This window comes from Streptomyces sp. PH9007 (assembly GCF_059813725.1).
In genome coordinates this window covers 4,551,044-4,572,822 of record NZ_CM187440.1, presented here as the reverse complement: position 1 = coordinate 4,572,822, position 21,779 = coordinate 4,551,044, and the positions used below count along the sequence as shown (strand labels likewise).

Annotated in this window: 17 protein-coding genes and 1 pseudogene; 14 read left to right on the top strand and 4 right to left on the bottom strand. The window is 72.3% G+C overall.

The genetic code is table 11. The features are described from left to right. Positions 1-40 precede the first annotated feature (40 nt). The 4 genes and pseudogenes from ACTFAP_RS21200 to ACTFAP_RS21185 all read left to right on the top strand — a co-directional run bounded on the left by ACTFAP_RS21200 (position 41) and on the right by ACTFAP_RS21185 (position 3,008). Positions 41-1,345, top strand: coding sequence for a phosphoribosyltransferase family protein (locus ACTFAP_RS21200; protein WP_500467132.1), 1,305 nt, complete (start codon positions 41-43; stop codon positions 1,343-1,345). Positions 1,346-1,482: 137 nt separating this feature from the next. Beyond that, positions 1,483-1,617 (top strand): annotated as a pseudogene (locus ACTFAP_RS21195) (IS5/IS1182 family transposase); the annotation flags it as partial. A 55-nt stretch (positions 1,618-1,672) separates the two neighbouring features. Then, positions 1,673-2,248 carry a hypothetical protein gene (locus ACTFAP_RS21190; protein WP_500467131.1) on the top strand — a complete coding sequence of 192 codons (576 nt, stop codon included), beginning with the start codon at positions 1,673-1,675 and terminating at the stop codon, positions 2,246-2,248. 193 nt (positions 2,249-2,441) lie between these two features. Further along, complete coding sequence (locus ACTFAP_RS21185; RefSeq protein WP_500467130.1) at positions 2,442-3,008, top strand: TetR/AcrR family transcriptional regulator; 567 nt, start codon at positions 2,442-2,444, stop codon at positions 3,006-3,008. An 8-nt stretch (positions 3,009-3,016) separates the two neighbouring features. Here the strand turns inward: ACTFAP_RS21185 and polX are convergent, their stop codons facing one another. Continuing rightward, positions 3,017-4,747, bottom strand: a complete 1,731-nt coding sequence (gene polX, locus ACTFAP_RS21180; RefSeq protein ID WP_500467129.1) for a DNA polymerase/3'-5' exonuclease PolX — start codon at positions 4,745-4,747, stop codon at positions 3,017-3,019. Positions 4,748-4,830: 83 nt separating this feature from the next. On the opposite strand from polX, the gene ACTFAP_RS21175 reads away from it, so the two are divergent. Further along, positions 4,831-6,012 (top strand): site-2 protease family protein, encoded by a 1,182-nt coding sequence (locus ACTFAP_RS21175; RefSeq protein ID WP_500467128.1) that lies wholly within the window; start codon positions 4,831-4,833, stop codon positions 6,010-6,012. Between the two features lie 166 nt (positions 6,013-6,178). Beyond that, entirely contained in the window at positions 6,179-6,901 is a 723-nt protein-coding gene (locus ACTFAP_RS21170; protein WP_500467127.1) for a TetR/AcrR family transcriptional regulator, read from the top strand. A gap of 152 nt (positions 6,902-7,053) precedes the next feature. On the opposite strand, the gene ACTFAP_RS21165 is transcribed toward ACTFAP_RS21170, so the two are convergent. Then, a complete protein-coding gene (locus ACTFAP_RS21165) occupies positions 7,054-8,337 on the bottom strand; it encodes a YeeE/YedE family protein (protein ID WP_500467126.1) in 1,284 nt (427 codons plus the stop codon). Between the two features lie 284 nt (positions 8,338-8,621). On the opposite strand from ACTFAP_RS21165, the gene ACTFAP_RS21160 reads away from it, so the two are divergent. The 3 genes from ACTFAP_RS21160 (at position 8,622) to ACTFAP_RS21150 (ending at position 10,660) form a co-directional block, all read left to right on the top strand. Beyond that, positions 8,622-9,155, top strand: coding sequence for a CHAP domain-containing protein (locus tag ACTFAP_RS21160; RefSeq protein ID WP_451749136.1), 534 nt, complete (start codon positions 8,622-8,624; stop codon positions 9,153-9,155). Positions 9,156-9,186: 31 nt separating this feature from the next. Continuing rightward, positions 9,187-9,459: a DUF8847 domain-containing protein gene (locus tag ACTFAP_RS21155; protein ID WP_390121457.1), complete on the top strand. Its 273-nt coding sequence runs from the start codon at positions 9,187-9,189 to the stop codon at positions 9,457-9,459. Between the two features lie 76 nt (positions 9,460-9,535). Next, positions 9,536-10,660 (top strand): C40 family peptidase, encoded by a 1,125-nt coding sequence (locus ACTFAP_RS21150; RefSeq protein WP_500467125.1) that lies wholly within the window; start codon positions 9,536-9,538, stop codon positions 10,658-10,660. Positions 10,661-10,759: 99 nt separating this feature from the next. On the opposite strand, the gene ACTFAP_RS21145 is transcribed toward ACTFAP_RS21150, so the two are convergent. Together ACTFAP_RS21145 and ACTFAP_RS21140 are read right to left on the bottom strand one after the other, a co-directional pair. Then, positions 10,760-11,224 (bottom strand): roadblock/LC7 domain-containing protein, encoded by a 465-nt coding sequence (locus ACTFAP_RS21145; protein ID WP_390121459.1) that lies wholly within the window; start codon positions 11,222-11,224, stop codon positions 10,760-10,762. Further along, a complete protein-coding gene (locus ACTFAP_RS21140) occupies positions 11,221-13,638 on the bottom strand; it encodes a sensor histidine kinase (protein WP_500467124.1) in 2,418 nt (805 codons plus the stop codon). Before ACTFAP_RS21140 ends, ACTFAP_RS21145 begins: the two co-directional genes overlap by 4 nt. Positions 13,639-13,962: 324 nt before the next feature. On the opposite strand from ACTFAP_RS21140, the gene ACTFAP_RS21135 reads away from it, so the two are divergent. The 5 genes from ACTFAP_RS21135 (at position 13,963) to ACTFAP_RS21115 (ending at position 21,749) form a co-directional block, all read left to right on the top strand. Continuing rightward, positions 13,963-14,760, top strand: coding sequence for a protein phosphatase 2C domain-containing protein (locus ACTFAP_RS21135; protein ID WP_500467123.1), 798 nt, complete (start codon positions 13,963-13,965; stop codon positions 14,758-14,760). Positions 14,761-14,898: 138 nt separating this feature from the next. Continuing rightward, positions 14,899-15,612: a spermidine synthase family protein gene (locus ACTFAP_RS21130; RefSeq protein WP_500467122.1), complete on the top strand. Its 714-nt coding sequence runs from the start codon at positions 14,899-14,901 to the stop codon at positions 15,610-15,612. A 120-nt stretch (positions 15,613-15,732) separates the two neighbouring features. Further along, positions 15,733-16,605, top strand: a complete 873-nt coding sequence (locus tag ACTFAP_RS21125) for a response regulator transcription factor (RefSeq protein WP_030733483.1) — start codon at positions 15,733-15,735, stop codon at positions 16,603-16,605. Between the two features lie 4 nt (positions 16,606-16,609). Then, entirely contained in the window at positions 16,610-17,695 is a 1,086-nt protein-coding gene (locus ACTFAP_RS21120) for an ATP-binding protein (protein WP_495681917.1), read from the top strand. Between the two features lie 301 nt (positions 17,696-17,996). Continuing rightward, entirely contained in the window at positions 17,997-21,749 is a 3,753-nt protein-coding gene (locus tag ACTFAP_RS21115; protein WP_500467121.1) for a multifunctional oxoglutarate decarboxylase/oxoglutarate dehydrogenase thiamine pyrophosphate-binding subunit/dihydrolipoyllysine-residue succinyltransferase subunit, read from the top strand. The last annotated feature ends 30 nt before the right edge of the window (positions 21,750-21,779 follow it).

The following is a 21,779-nucleotide window of genomic DNA, read 5'->3' as shown; positions in this document are numbered from 1 at the left end:
GGTGCCATGGAAGGGAGGGGAGTGCGAGGAGGTAGCAGCCATGACGTTCGTGGACCGGCTCGACGCGGGCCGGCGGATGGCCGCCGCCGTGGCCCATCTGCGGGACGAGGACGTGGTCGTCATCGGCCTGTCCCGGGGCGGGGTGCCGGTCGCCGCCGAGGTCGCCAAGGCCCTGTGGGCGCCGCTTGACGTGGGGGTGGTGCGCAAACTGGGCGTGCCGTTCCAGCCGGAGGTCGCCATGGGCGCCATCGGGGAGGACGGTGCCCGGGTCATCAACGACCAGGTGATCCGCGGCGCGCACATCACCGAACGTGAGCTGGCGGACGTGGAGCGTACGGAGCGCGTCGAGCTGGAGCGGCGGGCCGGCACCTACCGGGGCGGAGCGCAGCGGGTGTCGCTGCGCGGCCGGACGGCACTGGTCGTGGACGACGGCATGGCCACCGGGGCGACCGCCCGGGCGGCCTGCCGCTCGGCGCGGGAGCGCGGGGCGGCGCGGGTGGTGCTCGCGGTGCCGGTGGCGCCGCCGGACTGGACGAGCCGGGTGGGGCGCGACGCGGACGAGATGATCTGCCCGGAGACTCCGGTGGACTTCGCGGCGGTCGGGCAGTTCTACGAGGACTTCGCGCCGACGACGGACCGGGAGGTCATCGCGTGCCTGCGGCGTGCCCGTCCGGAGCCGGGCGGCATCCCGGTGGAGGACCTGGCGGGCGGACAGCGCACGTTGAAGGGTGAACTGCTGGTCCCGGTGGGCGCCACCGGGGTGGTGATGTTCGTGCACGGCAGCGGCAGCAGCCGGCTGAGCCCGCGCAACCGGATGGTCGCCGAGGCCATGCGGCAGGCCGGCTTCGGGACCCTGCTGTTCGACCTGCTGACGGGTGAGGAGGAGTCCGACCGCGCGAACGTCTTCGACACCCGGCTGCTGGCCCGCCGGTTGCGCGAGGCGACCGACTGGCTGCGGGAGCGCCATCCGGAGCTGCCGATCGGCTACTTCGGCGCCAGCACCGGCGCGGCGGCGGCGCTGTGGGCGGCGGCCGAACGGGACGACGGCGCGATCGCGGCGGTGGTCTCGCGCGGCGGGCGCCCGGACCTGGCGGGGCCGCGCCTGTCGGCGGTCAGGGCGCCGACGCTGCTGATCGTGGGCGGGCGGGACGAGACGGTGATCGAACTGAACCGCCGGGCGCAGGAGCGGTTGCGCTGCGAGACCCGGCTGACGGTCGTCCCCGGCGCGACCCACCTCTTCGAGGAACCGGGCGCCCTGTCGGAGGTCGCGGAACTGGCCCGCGACTGGTTCCTGGCGCACCTCCCGGACGCGGCGGCGGGCGACGGAACGGCCCGGGCCGCCTGACCGAAGTGCTGCACCCCGCCCGCCCGGTGATCACCCGTTCCCACCATCGCCCGAGGGCCGTCCGGGGCCGCCGGTGCCGTCCCCGCCGATATCGGATGGGCGCGGGCCGGGGCGGACCGGCGGCGCCGATGTAGAGCGTACGAGCACTCGGCGAACAGGCCGTCGCCACCCTGAAGTCCTGGCGGCTGCCGCGGTAGCTGCGGTGCAGCACCACCCGAATGACCAGGCTGGTCAAAGCCATCCTCACCCTCCACCTGGCAGCCTCAAGCTGAGGTTGGCAAGGGACTCAGTGACGTGCTGTCGGTGGCTGCTTTCTACTGTTGCCTCATGGGGAACTATTTTCAGACCGTCGTCGACCTCGACGCCACGCATGCGAACGTCCGCACTCTGGCAGACAGCGGACTCGACTGGCTGGTCGGGGAGGGGATCGTTCGGGCCGAGCTCACCGACTGTGTGCTCGGGGCGCCGTCGGGGCATCCGCCCGGTCCCTCCTGGGCCAAGGCGGTCGGTCAGGAGGATTGGGAGCCCAGCGACGGACTCAGGATCGAGACCAGCCGCACCGTATTCAACTGCGGTCAGGGCGAACCCAGGTTCGCGGTGTGCCCCCATTGTGCCGGGCGGGCGGATTTCTCCACCGACCGGCTGGAGGAGATCGAGGGTGCGTGGGAACCCTTCGGTGAGGCCATCAGCGACTGGAGCGACACAGGCAGCGCGGCAGTCGCCTGCCCGCATTGTCGGCGCCCTGGTGACCTGACCGCGTGGACCTGGTCGGATGACTACTTCGCCTTCGGGTATCTCGGTTTCGAGTTCTGGGACTGGCCCGACTTCAGCCCCGGGTTCATCGAAGGTCTCTCCCGCGCGCTCGGGGGGCATCGCACGGTTCTCATGGAAGGCAAACTCTGAGGGAGCCGGAGTTCGTACGTCCTCCCTCCCCCGCTCAGCCCGGGAGATTCGGGTGGCACCGGGCTCATGCTGGTAAGTCGTGTGTCCTACCAGTACGTGGCCGGTCCCGCGACGACCCAGCCGGCGTCGGTGGGCTTGATCCGGAAGCCCAATGCCACCTCGATGATCTGCGCACGGCAGGTGATATCAGCGGATGATGCGCAGCTCGCTCTGGACCACCTCCGATGAGCTCACCGAGTCCGGGTACGCCGGGCTGACCATGGACAAGGTCGCCGCCCGCGCCGGCACCAACAAGAACGCCCTCTACCGCCGCTGGCCCAACCGCCTCGCGCTCGGCATCGCCGCCTACCGACGGCTGGCCACCGCCGTGCAGTCCCCCGACACCGGCACCCTGCGCGGCGACGCCCTCGGGCTGCTGCGCGGCGCCAACCGCCACTGGGGCTCACCGCTCGGCGCCATCCTGCGCGAACTGTTCGCCGCCGCCGGCGGCACCGCCGAGTTGCTCGCCCAGCTCCAGGACCAGTCGGCGGACGCCGTCGCCGCCCCCTGGCTGACCGTTCTGGGGCGTGCCGTCGCCCGGGGCGAGGCGGCCCCGGAGGCACTGCATCCTCGGGTCGCCACCGTGGCCCTCGTGCTGCTGCGCAACGAGTTCGTGGTACGCGGCGCCCCCACCGCCCCCGACGAGGTGCTCATCGAGATCGTGGATGAGGTGTATCTGCCCCTGGTGCGGGCCCGGTCCGGCGGCCCGGCCGCCCAGTGACTCCCGGGTCAGCGCCGCTTAGCCGTCAGGAAACGCTTCAGCCGCTGCCACGTCCAGGTGTTGATCACGTCGTCCGGTGTCAGCCAGCCGCGCTGGGCGGTGCCCACGCCGTAGCGGGTGTGCGACAGGTGGGTGGTGGAATGGGCGTCGCTGTCGATCGCGAAGACCGCTCCGTAGTGCTTGGCCCGCAGGATGTGCTCGTCGTTCAGGTCCAGGCGGTGCGGGTGGGAGTTGACCTCCAGCGCCGTCCCGGTGCGGGCGCACGCCTCGAAGACCGCGTCCAGGTCGGCGTCGATGGGCGGCCGGCGGCCGATCTGCCGGGTCGTCGGGTGCCCGATGATGTTGACGTACGGGTTCTCGCACGCCCGGATCAGCCGCCGCGTCTGCGCCGCGCGGTCCAGGGTGAAGTGCGAGTGGATCGAGGCCACGCACAGGTCGAAGTCCGCCAGGAACTCCCCCGGCCAGTCCACTTCGCCGTCCGGGTCGATGTTGAGTTCCGTGCCGTGCAGCAGCCGCAGCCTCTTGTGGCGGGCGGCCAGCGCGCGCAGGTCTTCGCGCTGCCGCAGCATCTTCTCGTCCGTCATCCGCTGCATGTACAGCTTGGGGGCGTGGTCCGTGACCGCGTAGTACGTGTAGCCGCGCCCCGCCGCCGTGGCGACCATGTCCTCCAGGGCGGACAGCCCGTCCGTCAGGTCGGTGTGGGTGTGCAGGTCGCCGCGCAGGTCCGCCTCGGTGACCAGGTCGGGCAGTTCGCCGCGCAGCCCCGCCGCGACCTCGCCCCGGTCCTCGCGCAGGGTGGGCGGAATCCAGGGGAGGTCGAGCGCGGCGTAGATCTCCTCCTCGGTCCCGGCGGCCTTTCTGCGCCCCGACTTCGCGTGGAACAGGCCGTACTCCGAGAGCTTCAGCCCTTTGCGGACGGCGATTTCCCGGGTCCTGATGTTGTGGGCCTGCGAACCGGTGAAATATTGCAGCCCGGCGCCCCAGGATTCGGGGGGCAGCACGCGCAGATCGAGTTGCAGGCCCTTCACGGTACGGACCGACGTCTTCTTCTCGCCGTGCGCGATCACCTCGGCCGTGTGCGGCAGCGCGATGAACGCGTCCATGACTGCGGCGGGTTCCTCCGAGGCGACCAGGATGTCGATGTCGCCGATGGTTTCCCGCATCCGCCGCAGCGAGCCCGCGTACACGCACCGCCGCGGGTCACAGCCGGTCGCCTCGCGCAGTGCCGCCACCGTCTCCTCGGCGATGTCCGTCGCGGCGCTCAGCAGGATGCGGTCCCCGGCCTGCTGCATGAGTTCCACGCCGTGCAGGATGTTGTCCTGGGTCTTCCGGCCGAAGCCCTTCAGGTCCCGCAGCCGGTCCTGCTCGATGGCCCCCACGAGTGCGTCGATCGAGGAGATGCCCAGTTCCTCGTAGAGCAGCATGGCCTTCTTCGGGCCCAGGGTGGGGATGGTGATGAGTTCACGGACGCCGCCGGGGATGGCGGCGCGGCGTTCGTCCACCGTTTTCATATGGCCGGTGCGCAGATATTCCTCGACCTTGTCCGCGATGGATTTACCGACACTGGGAATTTCCCGCAGCCCTTTGCCGTCCAGCCGCGAGATGTCGGTGTGGTAACCGCCGATGGCGCGCGCCGCCTTCTCGTAGGCGCGTGCCTTGAACGCGTCTCCGCCGGTGATGGCGAGGAGGTCGGCGTACTCGTAGAGCAGCGCCTCGACCTCCTCATTGGGCCGGGCCACGTTTCCGAGTCTAGGCAGGCGCGTGGGTTTCCGCAGCGCGGGTACCCGGCCGCTTCCTGACCGGGGACGGAAGGAGGCAGGCCGTGCGGGCGACCTTCCCGCTGGGGCGGATTCTCGGGGTCAGGGTCGGAGTGCACTGGAGTGTGGTGCTGATCTTCGCCCTGATCGCGTTCGGGCTCGCGGCCGGCCGGCTGCCGCAGACCCATCCCGGGCACGCGTGGCCCCTGTACACGCTGATCGGCCTGGTCACCGCCGTGATCTTCTTCGCCTCGCTGCTCGCGCACGAGCTGGCGCACGCGGTGGTGGCCCGGCGCAACGGGGTCGCCGTCGACGACATCGTGCTGTGGCTGCTGGGCGGGGCCACCCGGATCCGTACGGAGGCGCCGAACCCCGGCGCCGATCTGCGGATCGCCGGGGTCGGGCCGCTGGTGAGCCTGATCCTGGGCGGGGTGTTCGCGCTGCTGGCGTGGCTGCTGTACGCCGTGTCCGGGTCGGGGCCGGTGGTGGAGGGCGTGGTCTGGCTGGCGGCGATCAACATCCTGCTCGCGGTCTTCAACGCCATCCCGGCCGCCCCGCTGGACGGCGGGCGGCTGCTGCGGGCGTTCCTGTGGCGGCGCGGCGGGGACCGGCTGCGGGCGACGGAGGGCGCGGCAAAGGCCGGGCAGGTCTTCGGCTGGCTGCTGGTGGCGTTCGGTCTGGTCTCCTTCCTGTTCACCACCTACTTCGGGGGGCTGTGGCTGGCGCTGATCGGCTGGTTCCTGGTGATGGCCGCCTCGGCGGAGGGCCGTCAGGCGCGGCTGCGGGAGGTGCTGGCGGGCGTGCCGGTGCGGCAGACGATGTCCCGCGAGCCGGTGACCGTACCGGCCGGAATGCGGGTGTCGGAGTTCCTGTCGGACGTGCTGATGCGCTCGCGCCACTCGGCGTTCCCGGTGGTGGAGGTGGTGCCGGAGGGCGGGCCCGGCCGGCCGGTGGGGCTGGTGACCCTGGAGCAGGCGGGTCAGGTTCCGGCGCAGGAGCGGGAATCCACGACGATGGCGGAGATCATGCAGTCGATGGAGGACACCCAGGTGGTGGGGCCCGATGAGCCGATCTCCGACGTGCTGCCCCGGATGGAGAACGGTGCCGCGCGGCGGATCGTGGTGGTCGACGACGGGGTGGTGGTGGGGATCCTGTCGCCGTCGGACGTGAGCCGCATGGTGCGGATGCTGACCTCGCAGCAGCGGCATCCGGCGCCCGGCGGGTGGGGTCAGGGGCCGGCTGGCTAGCCAGCCGGGGACGCGCAACGCGCCGTCAGGATGGGAGCGCTTCCATCCCGGATGCCCCGTCAGGTCACCCCCCGCGCGGTCACGTCGGGGAAGAGGGGCCCGCCGGTTGCGCCGGGGATCGGGACCGGGACCCGTGACACCCTTTCAGCGGACTACTCTTCAGGTTATGAACAGCCGCCCCGCCCTCACCGGACCGGCCTATCGCAGACTCAGCGTCGAGGAGCGTCATGCACAGCTGATCGCCAGCGCCCAGCGGCTGTTCGCCCGCGCCCTGCCCGAGGATGTCTCGCTGGACGACGTGGCCCGGGAGGCCGGCGTCTCCCGGCCGCTGGTCTACCGCTACTTCCCCGGCGGCAAACAGCAGTTGTACGAGGCGGCCCTGCGCAACGCCGCCGAGCAGTTGGAGGAGTCCTTCGCCGTACCGCAGGAGGGGCCGCTCAGCCGGCGGCTCGGTCAGGGCCTGGACCGCTATCTGGCGTTCGTCGACCAGCACGACGAGGGCTTCGTCGCGCTGCTCAAGGGCGGCAGCGTGGTGCGCACCTCCCGCACCTCCGCGATCGTGGACCGCGTACGGCTCGCCGCCGCACGGCAGTTACTCCTGCACATGCAGGTCGCCGAGCCGGGGCCACGGCTGCTGATGGTGGTGCGCACCTGGATCACCACCGTGGAGGCCGCCTCGCTGATCTGGCTGGACGAGGAGAAGGAGCCCGAGCTCGATGAGCTGCGGGACTGGCTGATGGACCAGTTCGTGGCCCAGTTGCTGGTGACCGCCGGCCGGGACGAGCAGACCGCGGGCGTGCTGCGCGGGGCCGCCGCGCTGGAGCCGCCGGGCGGCCAGCTGGACGGGCTCATCGAGCGGACGTTCAGCGTCATGTCGCCCAGCGGCTGAGACCGGGACACCGGCCGGGGGCGCCGCGGCCGGGGCCGGACGCCGCCCCCACGGTCCGGGGTCGGGTGCGAGGTCGAGAGCGACGTCGAGGCGGGAATCGGCCCCGGAGTCGGGACGGATCCGGAACCGGTCACCGACCCCCGTTCCCCCGTTCAGCAGACGCTGTCCTTCGGCCGGGGGTTGGCCAGGCCGAACACCGGCCGCAGCTTCAGCCCGGCCCAGGTGCCCAGCAGGGCGACCGCGCCCCAGATCCAGCCGTGCAGACTGCCGGAGGCGATGCCCGCCAGGTAGGCCCCGATGTTGCAGCCGCCGGCCAGCCGGGCGCCGATGCCCATCAGGATGCCGCCGAGCACCGCCGCCAGCGCCGTCCGGGCGGGTATGCCCCGGTGCAGGGCCCAGGTGCCGCCGAGCGCCGCCGCCACGCCGGCGCCGAGCATGATGCCGATGTCGGTGAGGCTGTTCTTGTCGGCGAGCACGGGATTGCCGTACGTGCCCTGCTGCTGCCAGAAGCTCCAGTTCTCCGGGCTCCCGCCGAGCGCGCCGACGATCTTGGAGCCCCACAGGGCGAAGGCGCTGGTGATGCCCCAGGCGCCGCCCGAGACCAGCAGCACTCCGGCGCCCAGCACCGCCAGCACCAGGGCGCCGGCCGCCAGCGGCCACGAGCCGCGCACCGTACGCGCCAGGCCCCTGGAGGTGGGCACCACGCCCACCGGCGGCGGGTTGCGGCGGGCCTGGACGAACCGGGTGAGGGCCACGATCCCGCCGAGCGCGGCGAGGGTGACGGCCCACGATCCGAGCCAGCCGACGTGGTCGGAGAGCAGCACCGCGTCGTAGGCGGGCAGGTCGCGCCACAGGTCGAACTGCCAGGCGGCGAGGGTGGAGCCGACGATGAAGCCGCCGAGGGTGAGCACGATGGAGGACTGTCCCGAGCCGACCGCGAAGAGCGTGCCGGAGGCGCAGGCACCGCCCAGCTGCATGCCGATGGCGAAGACGAACGAGCCGATCAGCAGCCCGAGCCCGATCTTCCCCGCCGACGGCGCGGGCACCGAGCCGAACAGCCCGGTGCCGGTGCCGATGATGATCGCGAACAGGGTAGCGGTGGTGCCCAGCAGCAGCGCGTGGGCCCGCAGCCCCGCGCCGTTGCCGACCGCGACCAGCTGGCGCCAGGCGGAGGTGAAGCCGAACCGGGAGTGGAAGAGGGCGAAGCCCAGGCCCAGGCCGAGCAGCAGCAGGACGGCCTGCTGGGCGCCGTGCTCGGACCACACGTAGGCGGTGAGGGCGGCGCCGATGACGCCGAAGGCGGCCAGCGGGCCGCGGCGCACCGCCGGGGCCTCGGGGGCGGGCGGCGTGGGGAGGGAGGTGGGGGCGGGGGCCAGCCAGGTGGTGGCGGGGAGGGTCCGCGGTCCGGGTTCGGCCTCGGGCGGGGCGGTGGTCACAGGTGATCTCCGGGTCGTACGGGGCGCCCGCGCCGCCGCGCGAGGGCGGCGGCGGTTGCGAGGGGAGCGGGGCGCGAAAGGAGCGGTGGGGGGCGCGCGGGAGCCGGGAAGGCGTCAGCGGCTACACAGACCGTCGTCAACGCACCAGGCCGAGTTCGCGAACAGCGCGAGGCGCAGTTTGCGGGCGGGTGCGGACATACGGACGAGGGTAGGCTTCGGCGCCCGCTCAGGGGAAGGGGTGGTGACGGTCATCACCCCGCACGGAAAGGAGCTGGTCACCCTCTATGCGCAAGCCCCGTACGGTCCGCCGCCGGATGGTGGCGACCCTCCTCGCGGTCACGGCGTTCACCTCCGCCGGTGTCACCGCGCTCCCCGCCACCACCGCGATGGCGGCATCCGCCACCGCATCGGCCGCCTCCCTCGCGGATTCCTTCCACTATCCGTGGCGGGGCGACAACCCCCGCAGTACGGACGGGCACGGCTACTACCGGGCGTCCTGCGTCTCGTTCACGGCCTGGGCGATACGGTCGGACGGCCTGGCGCGCCGGGCCTCGCCCGACTTCCTGGGCGACGCCGGTGACTGGACGGCACCGCGCACCACGGCCACGCCCCGGGTGGGGGATGTCGCGCAGTGGGCGGCGCACCACGCCGGGGCCGGCTCGGCGGGGCATGTCGCCTATGTGACGGCGGTGCACGCGAACGGCACGGTCGAGGTGCACGAGTACAACTGGCGCAGCTCGTTCAACAACCAGCAGCCGAACCGGCTGAACATCCGCACCATTCCGGTCTCCGAGCCCACCCGCTATCTGCGGTTCTGAACCGGGACGGCCGGCTGGGAGACTGGCCGGTGTGAAGAGCGAGGAGACCGCGTTCGTCGGTGGGCCCCTGGACGGCCGTACGCTGCCCGTGCTGCTGGGGCCCACCGGCAAACCGCCGAAGACGTACGAGGTGCCGGTGCCGGACGCGGACGGCGGGCCGACCGTGGTGCACGTCTACCGGCTGGAGGCCGCCGGGTACACCAAGCGGCTGCGGGTGCCGCGCGGCTGGATGTACGTGTACGACCCGGAGGGCCGTCCGTCCGGCGGCCCGCGCTGGCCGTGGCGGCGCCGCTCCGCCTCCTGACGCACCGTAATCACATGCTCACTCAAGTGGACCCGTCCGGCGGGCCGCGCCCGCCCCGGCGGCCGATGATCGGGCCATGACGCTCAGGTTCCGGCCGCTGTTCTCCCTGGTGCTCGCCGTTCTCACCCTGGCCGCCCCGGTCGCCCGGGCCGAACCGGTGGACGCCGGTCCGCCGGGTGTGAGCGCGCTGCTGGCGGAGCTGCGCACGCTGTACGAGCGGGCGGGTGCGGCCACCGAGGCGTACAACGCGACCGAGGAGCGGCTGCGCGACCAGAGCGAACGGGTCGCGGAGCTGTCCCACGAGCTGGCGGACACCCGTACCGAGCTGGCCGCCACCCATGAGGCGATCGGGGCGCTCGCCCGCGAGCAGTACCGGGGCGGTGGTCTGGTGCTCCCCGCCCCTTTGCGGCTGCTGCTGGGCGCCGACCCGGAGCGTGAGCTGGCGGGCGCGGCCACCGTGGCCCGGGCGGCGGATCAGGCGGCGGCGACGCTGGAGCGGCTGGAGAGCGGCGAGCGGCACGAGGGCGCGCTGGCCGGCGAGGCGCGGGCGGCGCTGGACGCCCAGCAGGCGCTCGCCCAGGAACGGGAGCGGCAGCGTGACGAGGTGACGGAGCGTCTCGACGAGGTGGAGGCGCTGCTGGTGGGGCTCTCGGGTGACGAGTTGTCCGAACTGGGGGCGCTGGAGCGTGCCGAGACGCAACGTGCCCAGGAACAGCTGCTGGCCGGTGGCACGCTGGGCGAGGATCTGGGGCGGGCGCCGTCCGCCGGGGGTGCGAAGGCGCTGGAGTACGCGATCGAGCAGCTCGGCAAGCCGTACGCGTGGGGCGCGCAGGGCCCGGACTCCTTCGACTGCTCGGGGCTGACCATGCAGGCGTGGACGCTGGGGGCGGGGCGGGGGATTCCGCGTACCTCGCAGCAGCAGTGGGAGGAGCTGGAGCGGGTGGAGCTGGACGCGCTGCGGCCCGGTGATCTGGTGGTGTACTTCGAGGACGCCACCCATGTGGGGCTGTACGCGGGGGACGGCATGGTGATCCACGCGCCGCGGCCGGGGGCCGAGGTGAAGGTGTCGCCGCTGGCGGCCAATCCGCCGCTGGGCGCGGTGCGTCCGGATCCGGGGGCGGAGCCGTTGTCGTCGTGGACGCCGCCGCACCTGCCCGCGTGGGCGAGCGAGGGTGCGGACGGCGGCTACGACCACGCGTGAGGCGCGTCGGGTGAACGTTTCCGCGGCCCGACCGGGCGGGGAGACCGGCCGGGGCGCGGGCGACCGTGCGGCTGTCCCGGCCGGGCCCCGTTCGCCGGTTTACCTGGCCGTGGTGCCGGGGGCCGTGCTCGCGCGGAGTTCGGCGCGCAGCTGGGGGGTGAGCAGATGGCCGGCGCGGCCCACGAAACGGGCCATGTGGTAGGTCACCATGCTGATGTCGGCGTCCGGTGCCGCGTAGACCCCGAGCAGCGAGCCGTCGCTGATGGACATCACCACCAGGCTGCCGCCGGCCATCGCGACCAGGGTCTGCCGTACCTCACCGCCCTCCATGAGGGAGGCGGCGCCACGGGTGAGGCTGCCGAGTCCGGAGACCACGGTGGCGAGATCGGCGGTGGCGCCGTACGGGCCGGCGTAGCCGCTGCGTGCCGCCGCGTCGGGCTGGCTGGACAGCAGCGGCAGGCCGTCGGCCGAGACCACGGCCACCGAGCGCATGCCCGGCACCTCTTCGACCAGCCGCGTCAGCAGCCAGCGCAGATCGCTCATCGGGGTTGTCGGGGTTGTCATGCGGGACCGTCCTCCTCCGCGGCGGCATCCCGGTGCCCGGCGCGGGCGCCGCGCTGGAAGCCGCCGAGCCGCCGCCGTAGTTCCTCGGCGTCCGTGCCCCGGCTGGGCGTGAGATCCGGCGTTTCGGACGCCGGCAAGGAGCCTACGGGGGTGACACCTCGGGTGCGCACCGGCAGGCCGTTCTCGGTCTTCTCCGGGGTCCAGGAACCAGCTCCCGGGGCGGCCGAGTCCGGCGCCCTGGTGTGTTCCTGGTGGCTGGGGTGAGTGGGGGGAGCGGGCGCCACCGCCGAGTCGTCGCGCTGGGCGGGTACCGGGGCGACGGGGTCGGCCGGCGCGGCCGGGGCCGTCGCCGGTTCGGCGGGGGCGACCGTGGGGATCGCCTGGGTGCCGGCCACCGCGGGGGTGGCGCCGGTGCCGTCGACCGGCGCGTAGCCGGTGGGGGTGGACTCCACCAGCGCGGCCGGGACGATGACCTCGGCGACCGTGCCGCCGCCGGGGCGGGCGTGCAGCCAGCAGCCGAGCCCGTGCCGGGCGGCGAGCCGCGCGACCGTGTACAGGCCCATGCCGATGCCGGGGCCGAGGTCGGCGCCGGCCGGCGGGGTGGTGGAGTCACCGAGGCGGGCGTTGAGTTCGGCGATGCGCTGCTCGGACAGGCCGGGGCCCTCGTCCTCGACGTGCAGGGTGAGCACCTGGCCGGCGCCGGGGCACCAGCCGGTGAGCCGGACCCGGGCCCCGGAGGGCGAGAAGGCGGTGGCGTTGTCGAGCAGTTCGGCCAGCAGGTGGCTGAGGTCGCGGGCGGCGACGCCCAGGATGCGGACGGCCGGGGGCGGGGTGGTCTCGACCACCTCGTACCGCTCTATCTCGCTGACCGCCGCCCGCAGGACGTCGATCAGCGGCATCGGCTCGGTCGGCATGACGGCGGGCTCGGCGCCGGCCAGCAGCAGCAGGTTCTCGCCGTGCCGCCTGACCCGGGCGGCCAGGTGGTCCAGGGAGAACAGGACGGCCAGCTGGTCGGGGTCGGTCTCGTGCTCCTCCAGGCCCTCCAGGACCGAGAGTTGTTCGCTGACGAGGATGAGGATGCGTTCGGCGTGGTCGGCGAACATGCCGTGGACGGCGCCGTGCAGCTGGTGCAGCTGGGCGCCGAGCTCCTGCTGTTCGGCGAGGAGCCGGTCGCGTTCGGCGCGCAGTCCGCCGCTGTCGCGGGACGCCTCCAGGGCGCGCTGGTGCAGGTCCAGGGCGCGGGAGTGCAGCGCGTTGACGGCGGCGACGACCTCGGCGAACTCGTCGTTGCGCCCGGTGTACTTGACCGGTTCCTGGGTGGTGGGGTCGGCGGCGACCCGGCTGCTGCCCAGCCGTACGGCGGCCAGCGGGCGGGTGAGCGAGCGCGCGGTCTGCACGGAGACGGCGAGGACCAGGGTGAAGGCGACCAGCACCACACCGGACTTGATCTGCAGGGCCATCAGCTCGCTGTCGCGGGCCTTGGCGAGCCGGACGGTGTGTTCGGCGCTGAGGTCGGCGAGCACCGTGCGCTGCGCGTCGGTGCGGGCGGCGAGGGTGTCGTGGATCTCGACGCGGTCCAGGGCGCGGTCGGTGGCGGTGAAGCCGCTGCCGGCGGCCAGGACCGCCAGGTACTCCTCGGCTGCGTCGATCTCGTCGCCGGCGACGGCCTCGGCGTAGGCGTCGCGGGCGCTGGGCCCGGCCAGCGCGGTGAAGTCGGCGAGGGCGGCCTCCTCGCGGGCGCGGGCGGTGTGGATGAGGCGGGCCAGTTCGGCCTGTTCACCCTCCTCGACGAGCGCGGCGAGCAGCAGGCCGCGGGTGGCGGCGGAGGAGTCGACGGCCCGGATCAGGTCGGGGAGCGCGTCGGCGGTGGGGTCGGCGGCGTCGGGCGGGGTGGCGCGGGCCGTGTCCCGGGTGATGTCCTCCAGGGCGGCGATCATCACGGTGTAGCCGGCGTTGATGTCCAGCGGGGTGGCGTCACCGGCCTCCGCCGCCTCGCGCAGCGCGGTGAGGTCGGTGAGGGCGTCGCGGGCGGCGGTGGGGAGTTCGGCGCGCAGCTCGGTGATCTTGCGGTCGGCGCGGGCCCGGTTCTCGGGGGTGAGGGCCGCGTCCAGGGGCTGCCGGCTGCCGCTGACGGAGGCGGCGGCCACCGCCGCGGTGAGGGTGTCGCGCTCGTCGGCCAGGGTGTGGGCGAGGGCGAGGGCGCGTTCGGCGACGTCGGTCTCCTCGGCCAGCCGCTGGGCGTCCTTGTAGTCGGTGCCGGCCGAGATGACGGTGGGGGCACCGGCGCCGAGCACGGCGATTCCGCTGAGGAAGACCCCTATGAGCAGCCTGCTGCGGACACGGCTGCCGCGCCGTCGGCGATTGCCGCGGGGGGATGCCGGGTCGGCGGGATCGCGCAGTGTCGTGTTCCGCACCTGTGCTCGCATTCTCATCCTGGCGTCCGGCGAGCGGCCGGCTGGGTGGTCCAGCGTGTCGGGGGGTACGCCGGCCCGCGTGGGGTCAGCACGACCTTGCCAGCGCTGACGGGGCGGAAAGGCGGCGTCCCTGAACCGGCCACCCGAAGGAGTGAACAACACCCGGGGTTGGTGGACAAGCTGAGGATAAGGCCCCATCAGGGCAACGCACGATTCGACTGGAATTCCGCCGGGGGTCCTGACAAGATCTGCTGGAGCCAGGGTACTTAACGGTTCTTTGCGCCAGATGGGCCGACAAATCCCGGACCACGGACGGCTATTGCCATGTACATTCAGTCAGCATCCGAACCGGGTGATTCCGGCCGCCCCAATGAGGACTTCTGCGGAACGGCTCAGCCCGCCTCCGGGCACGGGGGAACGCTGGTACTGCTGGACGGGGTGACCCCTCCCCCGGGTGACGACGGCTGCGCGCACGGGGTGCCGTGGTTTGTCGCGCGGCTCGGCGGGGCGTTGGTCGAGCTGTCCGGTTCACTGGCGGATGTCCCGCTTTCCGAGTGTCTGGCCCAGGCCATCACCCGTACCGCGGCCCTTCACCACCGCACGTGTGAACTATCTCACCCACGCACCCCGCAGGCCACGGTGGTCTGTGCGCGCTGGTCGGCGCGCACCGTGGAGTACCTGGTGCTGTGCGACTCCCCGCTGCTGATCAGGAGTCAGGGCGGCGTGGTGCGGCCGGTGCTGGACGACCGGCTCGACCAAGTGCTGCGCGCGGCACGCGAGGCGCCCGCCGGGCGGCGGGCGGCCCGGATCGAGGGGCTGCGCAACGCGCCGGGCGGTTTCTTCACGGCCGCGGCCGATCCGGAGGTGGTGCGGCGTGCGGTGACCGGGGAGCTGCCCCGGCCGGAGGTGCGCGGGCTGGCGGCGCTCACCGACGGAGCGAGCCGGTGGACGGAGACCTTCGGACTGGGCGACTGGGCCGCCCTGTTCGACGCGCTGGAAAGGTCAGGACCACGGGCACTGATCGGTCAGGTGCGGGCGGCCGAGCGGGCCGACCCCGCCGGAACCGCCCACCCGCGGGGCAAGGCCCACGACGACGCCTCGGTGATCCTCGCCCTGTCCTGAGCCCGCCCCTTTCCGGCGTCTCCCTTTCGCCGCCCCTCTTCCTCCCCGCACCGCCCGCACCGTCCGGCATCCGGTGACGCACGCCCGCCCTCCGGCGGGCCGCCCCACCGCGCGGGCCGCTGCGGGAGGATGGGCCTCATGACTGATCACCGCCACGACAGCCACGACGACCGGCCCCGGGTGCTGGACCGCCGGGTGGGCCCGTACGGCGAGGTGGTGCTGCGGCGGCACGGCGAGCTGTTCCAGATCATCGCCAACGGCACCTTCTTGATGGACACCTCGGACGGCCGCTCCGAACGCCTGCTGATCCGCGCCGCGCTCGCCGCCCTGGACAGCGCCCGCACCCCCACGCCCGCCCTGCTGATCGGCGGACTGGGGGTCGGCTTCTCCCTGGACGAGGCCGCCGGTTCACCCCGGTGGGGCTCGATCACCGTCGTCGAACGCGAGGCCGCCGTCATCGACTGGCACCGCGAGGGGCCGCTGCGCCCGCTCACCGCGACCGCGCTCGCCGACCCCCGTACCGAACTGGTCCGCGCCGACCTGCTGGACCAGCTGCGCGCGGCCCCCGGCCGCTACGACGCGCTCTGCCTGGACATCGACAACGGCCCCGACTGGACGGTCACCGAGGACAACGCGGGCCTCTACTCCCCCGCCGGGCTCGCCGCCTGCCGCGCCGCCCTCACCCCCGGCGGTGTGCTGGTCATCTGGTCCGCCCAGCCCTCGCCCGTATTTGAGCGACAGCTGCGCGATGCCGGATTCACGACGGTAAGGACCGAAGAGGTGGCGGTTGCCCGAGGCGTCCCCGACGTGCTCTTTCTCGCCAGCCATCATTACGCCAGCCCATCCGCGTAGCCGCATGTCAGGTCCGGGCTCTACGCTGCACGTACTACCCAGCGTTTCACCTGAAGACAGCGACACCCATATGAGCGCCGGCACCAGCCGGCCGGCAACGGACCTTTCCGGGGGCGGAAAATGACCCAGACACACACCCGTACGGCCGACCGGACGACGACCGGTGAGCCGGCGCACGAGGGCGGCACCCCCGAGCAGGACGAGCAGACCCACGAGCGCGCCGCCGGCCACACCGCCGCCACCGCCAGCACCCCCGGCGCCCAGCGCCGGGTCCTGGTGGTCGAGGACGATCCGACGATCGTGGAGGCGATCGCCGCCCGGCTGCGCGCCGAGGGCTTCCTGGTGCAGACCGCCGCCGACGGCCCCGCCGCCGTCGAGACCGCCGCCTCCTGGCACCCCGACCTGCTGGTCCTGGACGTCATGCTGCCCGGCTTCGACGGCCTGGAGGTCTGCCGCCGGGTGCAGTCCCAGCGCCCGGTGCCGGTGCTGATGCTCACCGCGCGGGACGACGAGACCGACATGCTGGTCGGCCTGGGCGTCGGCGCCGACGACTACATGACCAAGCCGTTCTCCATGCGCGAACTGGTCGCCCGCACCCATGTCCTGCTGCGCCGCGTGGAGCGGGCCACGGTCGCCGCCACCACCCCGCGCCCCGGCAGCGTACGGCTGGGCGATCTGGAGATCGACCGCACCCAGCGCCGGGTCCGCGCCGCGGGCAAGGACGTTCACCTCACCCCCACCGAGTTCGACCTGCTCATGTGTCTGGCCCGCTCCCCCCGGGCGGTGCTCACCCGCGAACAGCTGCTCGCCGAGGTCTGGGACTGGGCGGACGCCTCCGGCACCCGTACGGTGGACAGCCATGTCAAGGCACTCCGCAGAAAGATCGGAGCCGAGCGGATCCGCACCGTCCACGGTGTCGGATACGCCCTGGAGACTCCCCCCGGATTCGCCGCGGAACCCACGGTCGCCCGGCAGGCGCCCGTCGAGGGCTGAGCCGGTGCCCGACCCGGCCTCCGCGCCCGGGGTACCGCTGGCCCGCCGGGCCTGGTCGCTGCTGCGACCGCTGGACCCGTACCGCTCGGTCAAGGCCGCCCTGGGCTGGCTGGTGATCGTCTCGGTCGGCATCACCACCGTGCTCATCCTGATGGCCTACCGCTCGGACATCGAGCTCCAGGTCATCGCGATCATCGCGATCATCGCCTCGCTGCTGGTCACCCAGTTCGTGGCGCACTCGCTGGCCGCGCCGCTGCTGGAGATGACGGCCGCCTCGCGGGCGATGGCGCGCGGCGACTACGGGCGGCGGGTGCACGTGGCGCGCCGCGACGAGCTGGGCGACCTCGCGGACGCCTTCAACCGGATGGCCGCCGACCTCCAGGCCGTGGACCGGCACCGCAAGGAGCTGGTCGCCAACGTCTCGCACGAGCTGCGCACCCCGATCGCGGGGCTGCGCGCCGTGCTGGAGAACGTGGTGGACGGCGTCTCGGAGGCCGATCCGCAGACCATGGCCACCGCGCTGCGGCAGACCGAGCGGCTGGGCCGGCTGGTGGAGCAGTTGCTGGACCTGTCCCGGCTGGAGAACGGGGTGGTGCCGCTGGCGGCCCGCTCCTTCCAGGTGGAGCCGTATCTGGACGCGGTGATGGACGGGGCGCACATGGCGATGGGCCGCGGCCACTCTCGTACGGATGTGCGGCTGCGGCTGGAGGTGGCGGCCGGGTTGCAGGCGCACGCCGATCCCGAGCGGCTGGATCAGGTGGTCACCAACCTGGTGGACAACGCGATCAAGCACAGCCCGCGCGACGGCACGGTCACCGTGCTGGCCAGGCCGGGGCAGCAGCCGGGCGGCCTGGTGCTGGAGGTGCTGGACGAGGGTCCCGGCATCCCGCCCGCGCAGCGCGATCTGGTCTTCGAACGGTTCGGCCGCGGGACCAACGGTGTCACTCAGCGTGACGGCGGTACGGGTCTGGGGCTGGCCATCGCGCGCTGGGCGGTGGATCTGCACGGCGGCACGATCGGTGTGGCCGAGTCCATACGCGGCTGCCGCATCCGGCTCACTCTCCCGGGTAATAGCCAGGTAAAGGGTTGACGTAGGCTCGCCCTGGGCGGAGCGGCCCGAACACCCATCGACCGCAGGTCGGGTGGGGTGGGGCGGCTCCGGTCGGAAAACGTAGGAGAACGGAGTCGCACCGCGGCGGCAGCCGTCACTTTGTCGTTCCCGGATCGTGCCGAACTTGGTTCGATTCCCGCACAATCGAGTGCCGAAACCCGACCGGGAATGTGACGTACGCGACTGCTGGCCCCACAGGACTGCGGAGGAGGCCCTTTCAGGCGTAGCCTTGATTCCCGCTGTCCATTACCTTGCGAAGCGGAAGAGGGCGGTTGCCGCCGTGTCGCCACAGTCCACGGACACCTCGGGTGTCGAGACCGAACAAGCCGGATCTCAGAAGAGCCCTGCCGCCGGCTTCGGTGCCAACGAATGGCTCGTCGACGAGATCTATCAGCAGTACCTCCAGGACCCGAACTCAGTAGACCGGGCCTGGTGGGACTTCTTCGCCGACTACAAGCCGGGCCAGGCCAAGCAGACCGGGGACGGCTCGCCCGCCCCCGCCAAGGCCCCGCCGACGACCGCGGGTCAGGCCCCCGCGGCGCCCGCGGCTCCGGCCGCACCGGCACCGGCCGCTGCTCCGGCCCCGGCGGCACCCGCCGCCAAGCCGGCCGCCGCGGCTCCGGCGAAGGCACCGGCCAAGGCCCCGGCGAAGGAGGTGTCCGAGGGCCCCGAGCTGATCACGCTGCGCGGTCCGGCCGCCGCGGTCGCGAAGAACATGAACGCCTCCCGCGACCTGCCGACCGCCACATCGGTCCGTGCCGTCCCGGTGAAGCTGCTGTTCGACAACCGCATCGTCATCAACAACCACCTGAAGCGCGCGCGCGGCGGGAAGGTGTCCTTCACGCACCTCATCGGCTACGCCATGGTGCAGGCGCTGAAGGCGATGCCGTCCATGAACCACTCCTACGCGGAGAAGGACGGCAAGCCGACCCTCGTCAAGCCGGAGCACGTCAGCCTGGGCCTGGCCATCGACCTGGTCAAGCCCAACGGTGACCGGCAGCTGGTGGTGGCCGGCATCAAGAAGGCGGAGACGCTCAGCTTCTTCGAGTTCTGGCAGGCGTACGAGGACATCGTGCGCCGGGCCCGCTCCGGGAAGCTGACGATGGAGGACTTCTCCGGCGTCACCGCCTCCCTGACCAACCCCGGCGGCATCGGCACCGTGCACTCGGTGCCGCGCCTGATGCCCGGCCAGGGCGTCATCCTGGGCGTCGGCGCGATGGAGTACCCGGCGGAGTTCCAGGGTTCCTCGCAGGCCACGCTCAACCGCCTGGGCATCTCCAAGGTGATGACCCTCACCAGCACCTACGACCACCGGGTCATCCAGGGTGCCGCCTCCGGTGAGTTCCTGCGCCAGATCTCGCAGTTGCTGCTCGGTCAGCACAACTTCTACGACGACATCTTCGAGGCGCTGCGGATCCCCTACGAGCCGGTCCGCTGGCACCAGGACATCGACGTCAACCACGACGACGAAGTCACCAAGGCCGCCCGGGTGTTCGACCTGATCCACTCCTACCGGGTGCGCGGCCACCTCATGGCCGACACCGACCCGCTGGAGTACAAGCAGCGCAAGCACCCCGACCTGGACATCACCGAGCACGGTCTCACCCTGTGGGACCTGGAACGTGAGTTCGCGGTCGGCGGCTTCAACGGCAAGTCGATGATGACGCTGCGCGACATCCTCGGCGTGCTGCGCGACTCGTACTGCCGCACCACCGGCATCGAGTACATGCACATCCAGGATCCCAAGGAACGCAAGTGGATCCAGGACCGCGTCGAGCGCGGGCACACCCCGCCCGAGCGCGAGGAGCAGCTGCGCATCCTGCGCCGGCTGAACGCCTCCGAGGCGTTCGAGACGTTCCTGCAGACCAAGTACGTGGGCCAGAAGCGGTTCTCGCTGGAGGGCGGCGAGACCGTCATCCCGCTGCTCGACTCCGTGCTGGACGAGGCCGCCGCCGCGTCCCTGGACGAGGCCGTGATCGGCATGGCCCACCGCGGCCGGCTGAACGTGCTGGCCAACGTCGTCGGCAAGTCCTACGCGCAGATCTTCCGGGAGTTCGAGGGCAACCTCGACCCGAAGTCGATGCACGGCTCCGGCGACGTGAAGTACCACCTGGGCACCGAGGGCACCTTCACCGGCCTGTCCGGTGAGCAGATCACCGTGTCGCTGGCGGCCAACCCCTCCCACCTGGAGGCGGTCGACCCGATCGTCGAGGGTGTCGCGCGTGCCAAGCAGGACATCATCGGCAAGGGCGGCAAGGACTTCACCGTCCTGCCGATCCTCATCCACGGTGACGCGGCGTTCGCGGGCCAGGGCGTGGTCGCCGAGACCCTGAACATGTCGCAGCTGCGCGGCTACCGCACCGGCGGCACCGTGCACATCGTCATCAACAACCAGGTCGGGTACACGGCGACGGCCGCCGCCGCCCGTTCCTCGATGTACTGCACCGATGTGGCGCGGATGATCGAGGCCCCGATCTTCCACGTCAACGGCGACGACCCGGAGGCCGTGTGCCGGGTGGCGCGGCTGGCCTTCGAGTACCGGCAGGCGTTCAACAAGGACGTCGTCATCGACCTCGTCTGCTACCGGCGCCGCGGGCACAACGAGACGGACAACCCGTCCTTCACCCAGCCCCTGATGTACGACCTGATCGACAAGAAGCGTTCGGTGCGCAAGCTGTACACCGAATCGCTGATCGGCCGGGGCGACATCACCCTGGAGGAGGCCGAGCAGGCGCTCCAGGACTTCCAGGGCCAGCTGGAGAAGGTCTTCAAGGAGGTCCGCGAGGCCACCGGTTCGCCGGCCCCCGCCGAGGTCCCCGCCCCGCAGGCGGAGTTCCCGGTGGCGGTGGAGACGGCCGTCAGCTCCGAGGTCGTCAAGCGGATCGCCGAGTCGCAGGTCAACATCCCCGACCGGATCACCGTGCACCCGCGTCTGCTGCCGCAGATGCAGCGCCGCGCGGCGATGGTCGAGGAGGGGACGATCGACTGGGCGATGGGCGAACTGCTCGCGGTCGGCTCGCTGCTGATGGAGGGCACGACCGTCCGCCTGGCCGGCCAGGACTCGCGGCGCGGCACCTTCGGCCAGCGGCACGCGGTGCTCATCGACCGGCACACCGGCGAGGACTACACCCCGCTGCTGTACCTGAGCGAGGACCAGGCCCGGTTCAACGTCTACGACTCGCTGCTGAGCGAGTACGCGGCGATGGGCTTCGAGTACGGCTACTCGCTGGCCCGCCCGGACTCCCTCGTGATGTGGGAGGCGCAGTTCGGTGACTTCGTCAACGGCGCCTCGACCGTCGTGGACGAGTTCATCTCCTCGGCGGAGCAGAAGTGGGGCCAGACCTCCGGGGTCACCCTGCTGCTGCCGCACGGGTACGAGGGCCAGGGCCCGGACCACTCCTCGGCCCGCATCGAGCGGTTCCTCCAGCTGTGCGCGCAGAACAACATGACGGTCGCGGCGCCGACGCTGCCGTCGAACTACTTCCATCTGCTGCGCTGGCAGGTGCACAACCCGCACCACAAGCCGCTGGTGGTCTTCACCCCGAAGTCGATGCTGCGGCTGAAGGCGGCGGCCTCCAAGGCGGAGGAGTTCACCACCGGTGGCTTCCGGCCGCTGATCGGTGACGCGACGGTGGACCCGGACCAGGTGCGCAAGGTGGTGTTCTGCTCCGGCAAGGTCTACTACGACCTGGAGGCGGAGCGCGCCAAGCGCGGGGTCACGGACACGGCGATCATCCGTCTGGAGCGGCTCTACCCGCTGCCGACGGACGAGATCCGCACCGAGATCGCCCGGTACCGCAACGCGGCCACCTACGTGTGGGCGCAGGAGGAGCCGGCCAACCAGGGTGCGTGGCCGTTCATCGCGCTGAACCTGGTGGACCACCTCCAGCTCATCATCGGCTCGGACTCCGTGGCGGGCGCCGACCGGCTGCGGCGGGTGTCGCGTCCGGCGTCGTCCTCGCCCGCGGTGGGTTCGGCCAAGCGGCACCAGGTCGAGCAGCAGACCCTGCTGAACGAGGTGTTCGAGCTGTAGCAGCGGCTCGCCCGGCACGGCGCCGGGCAC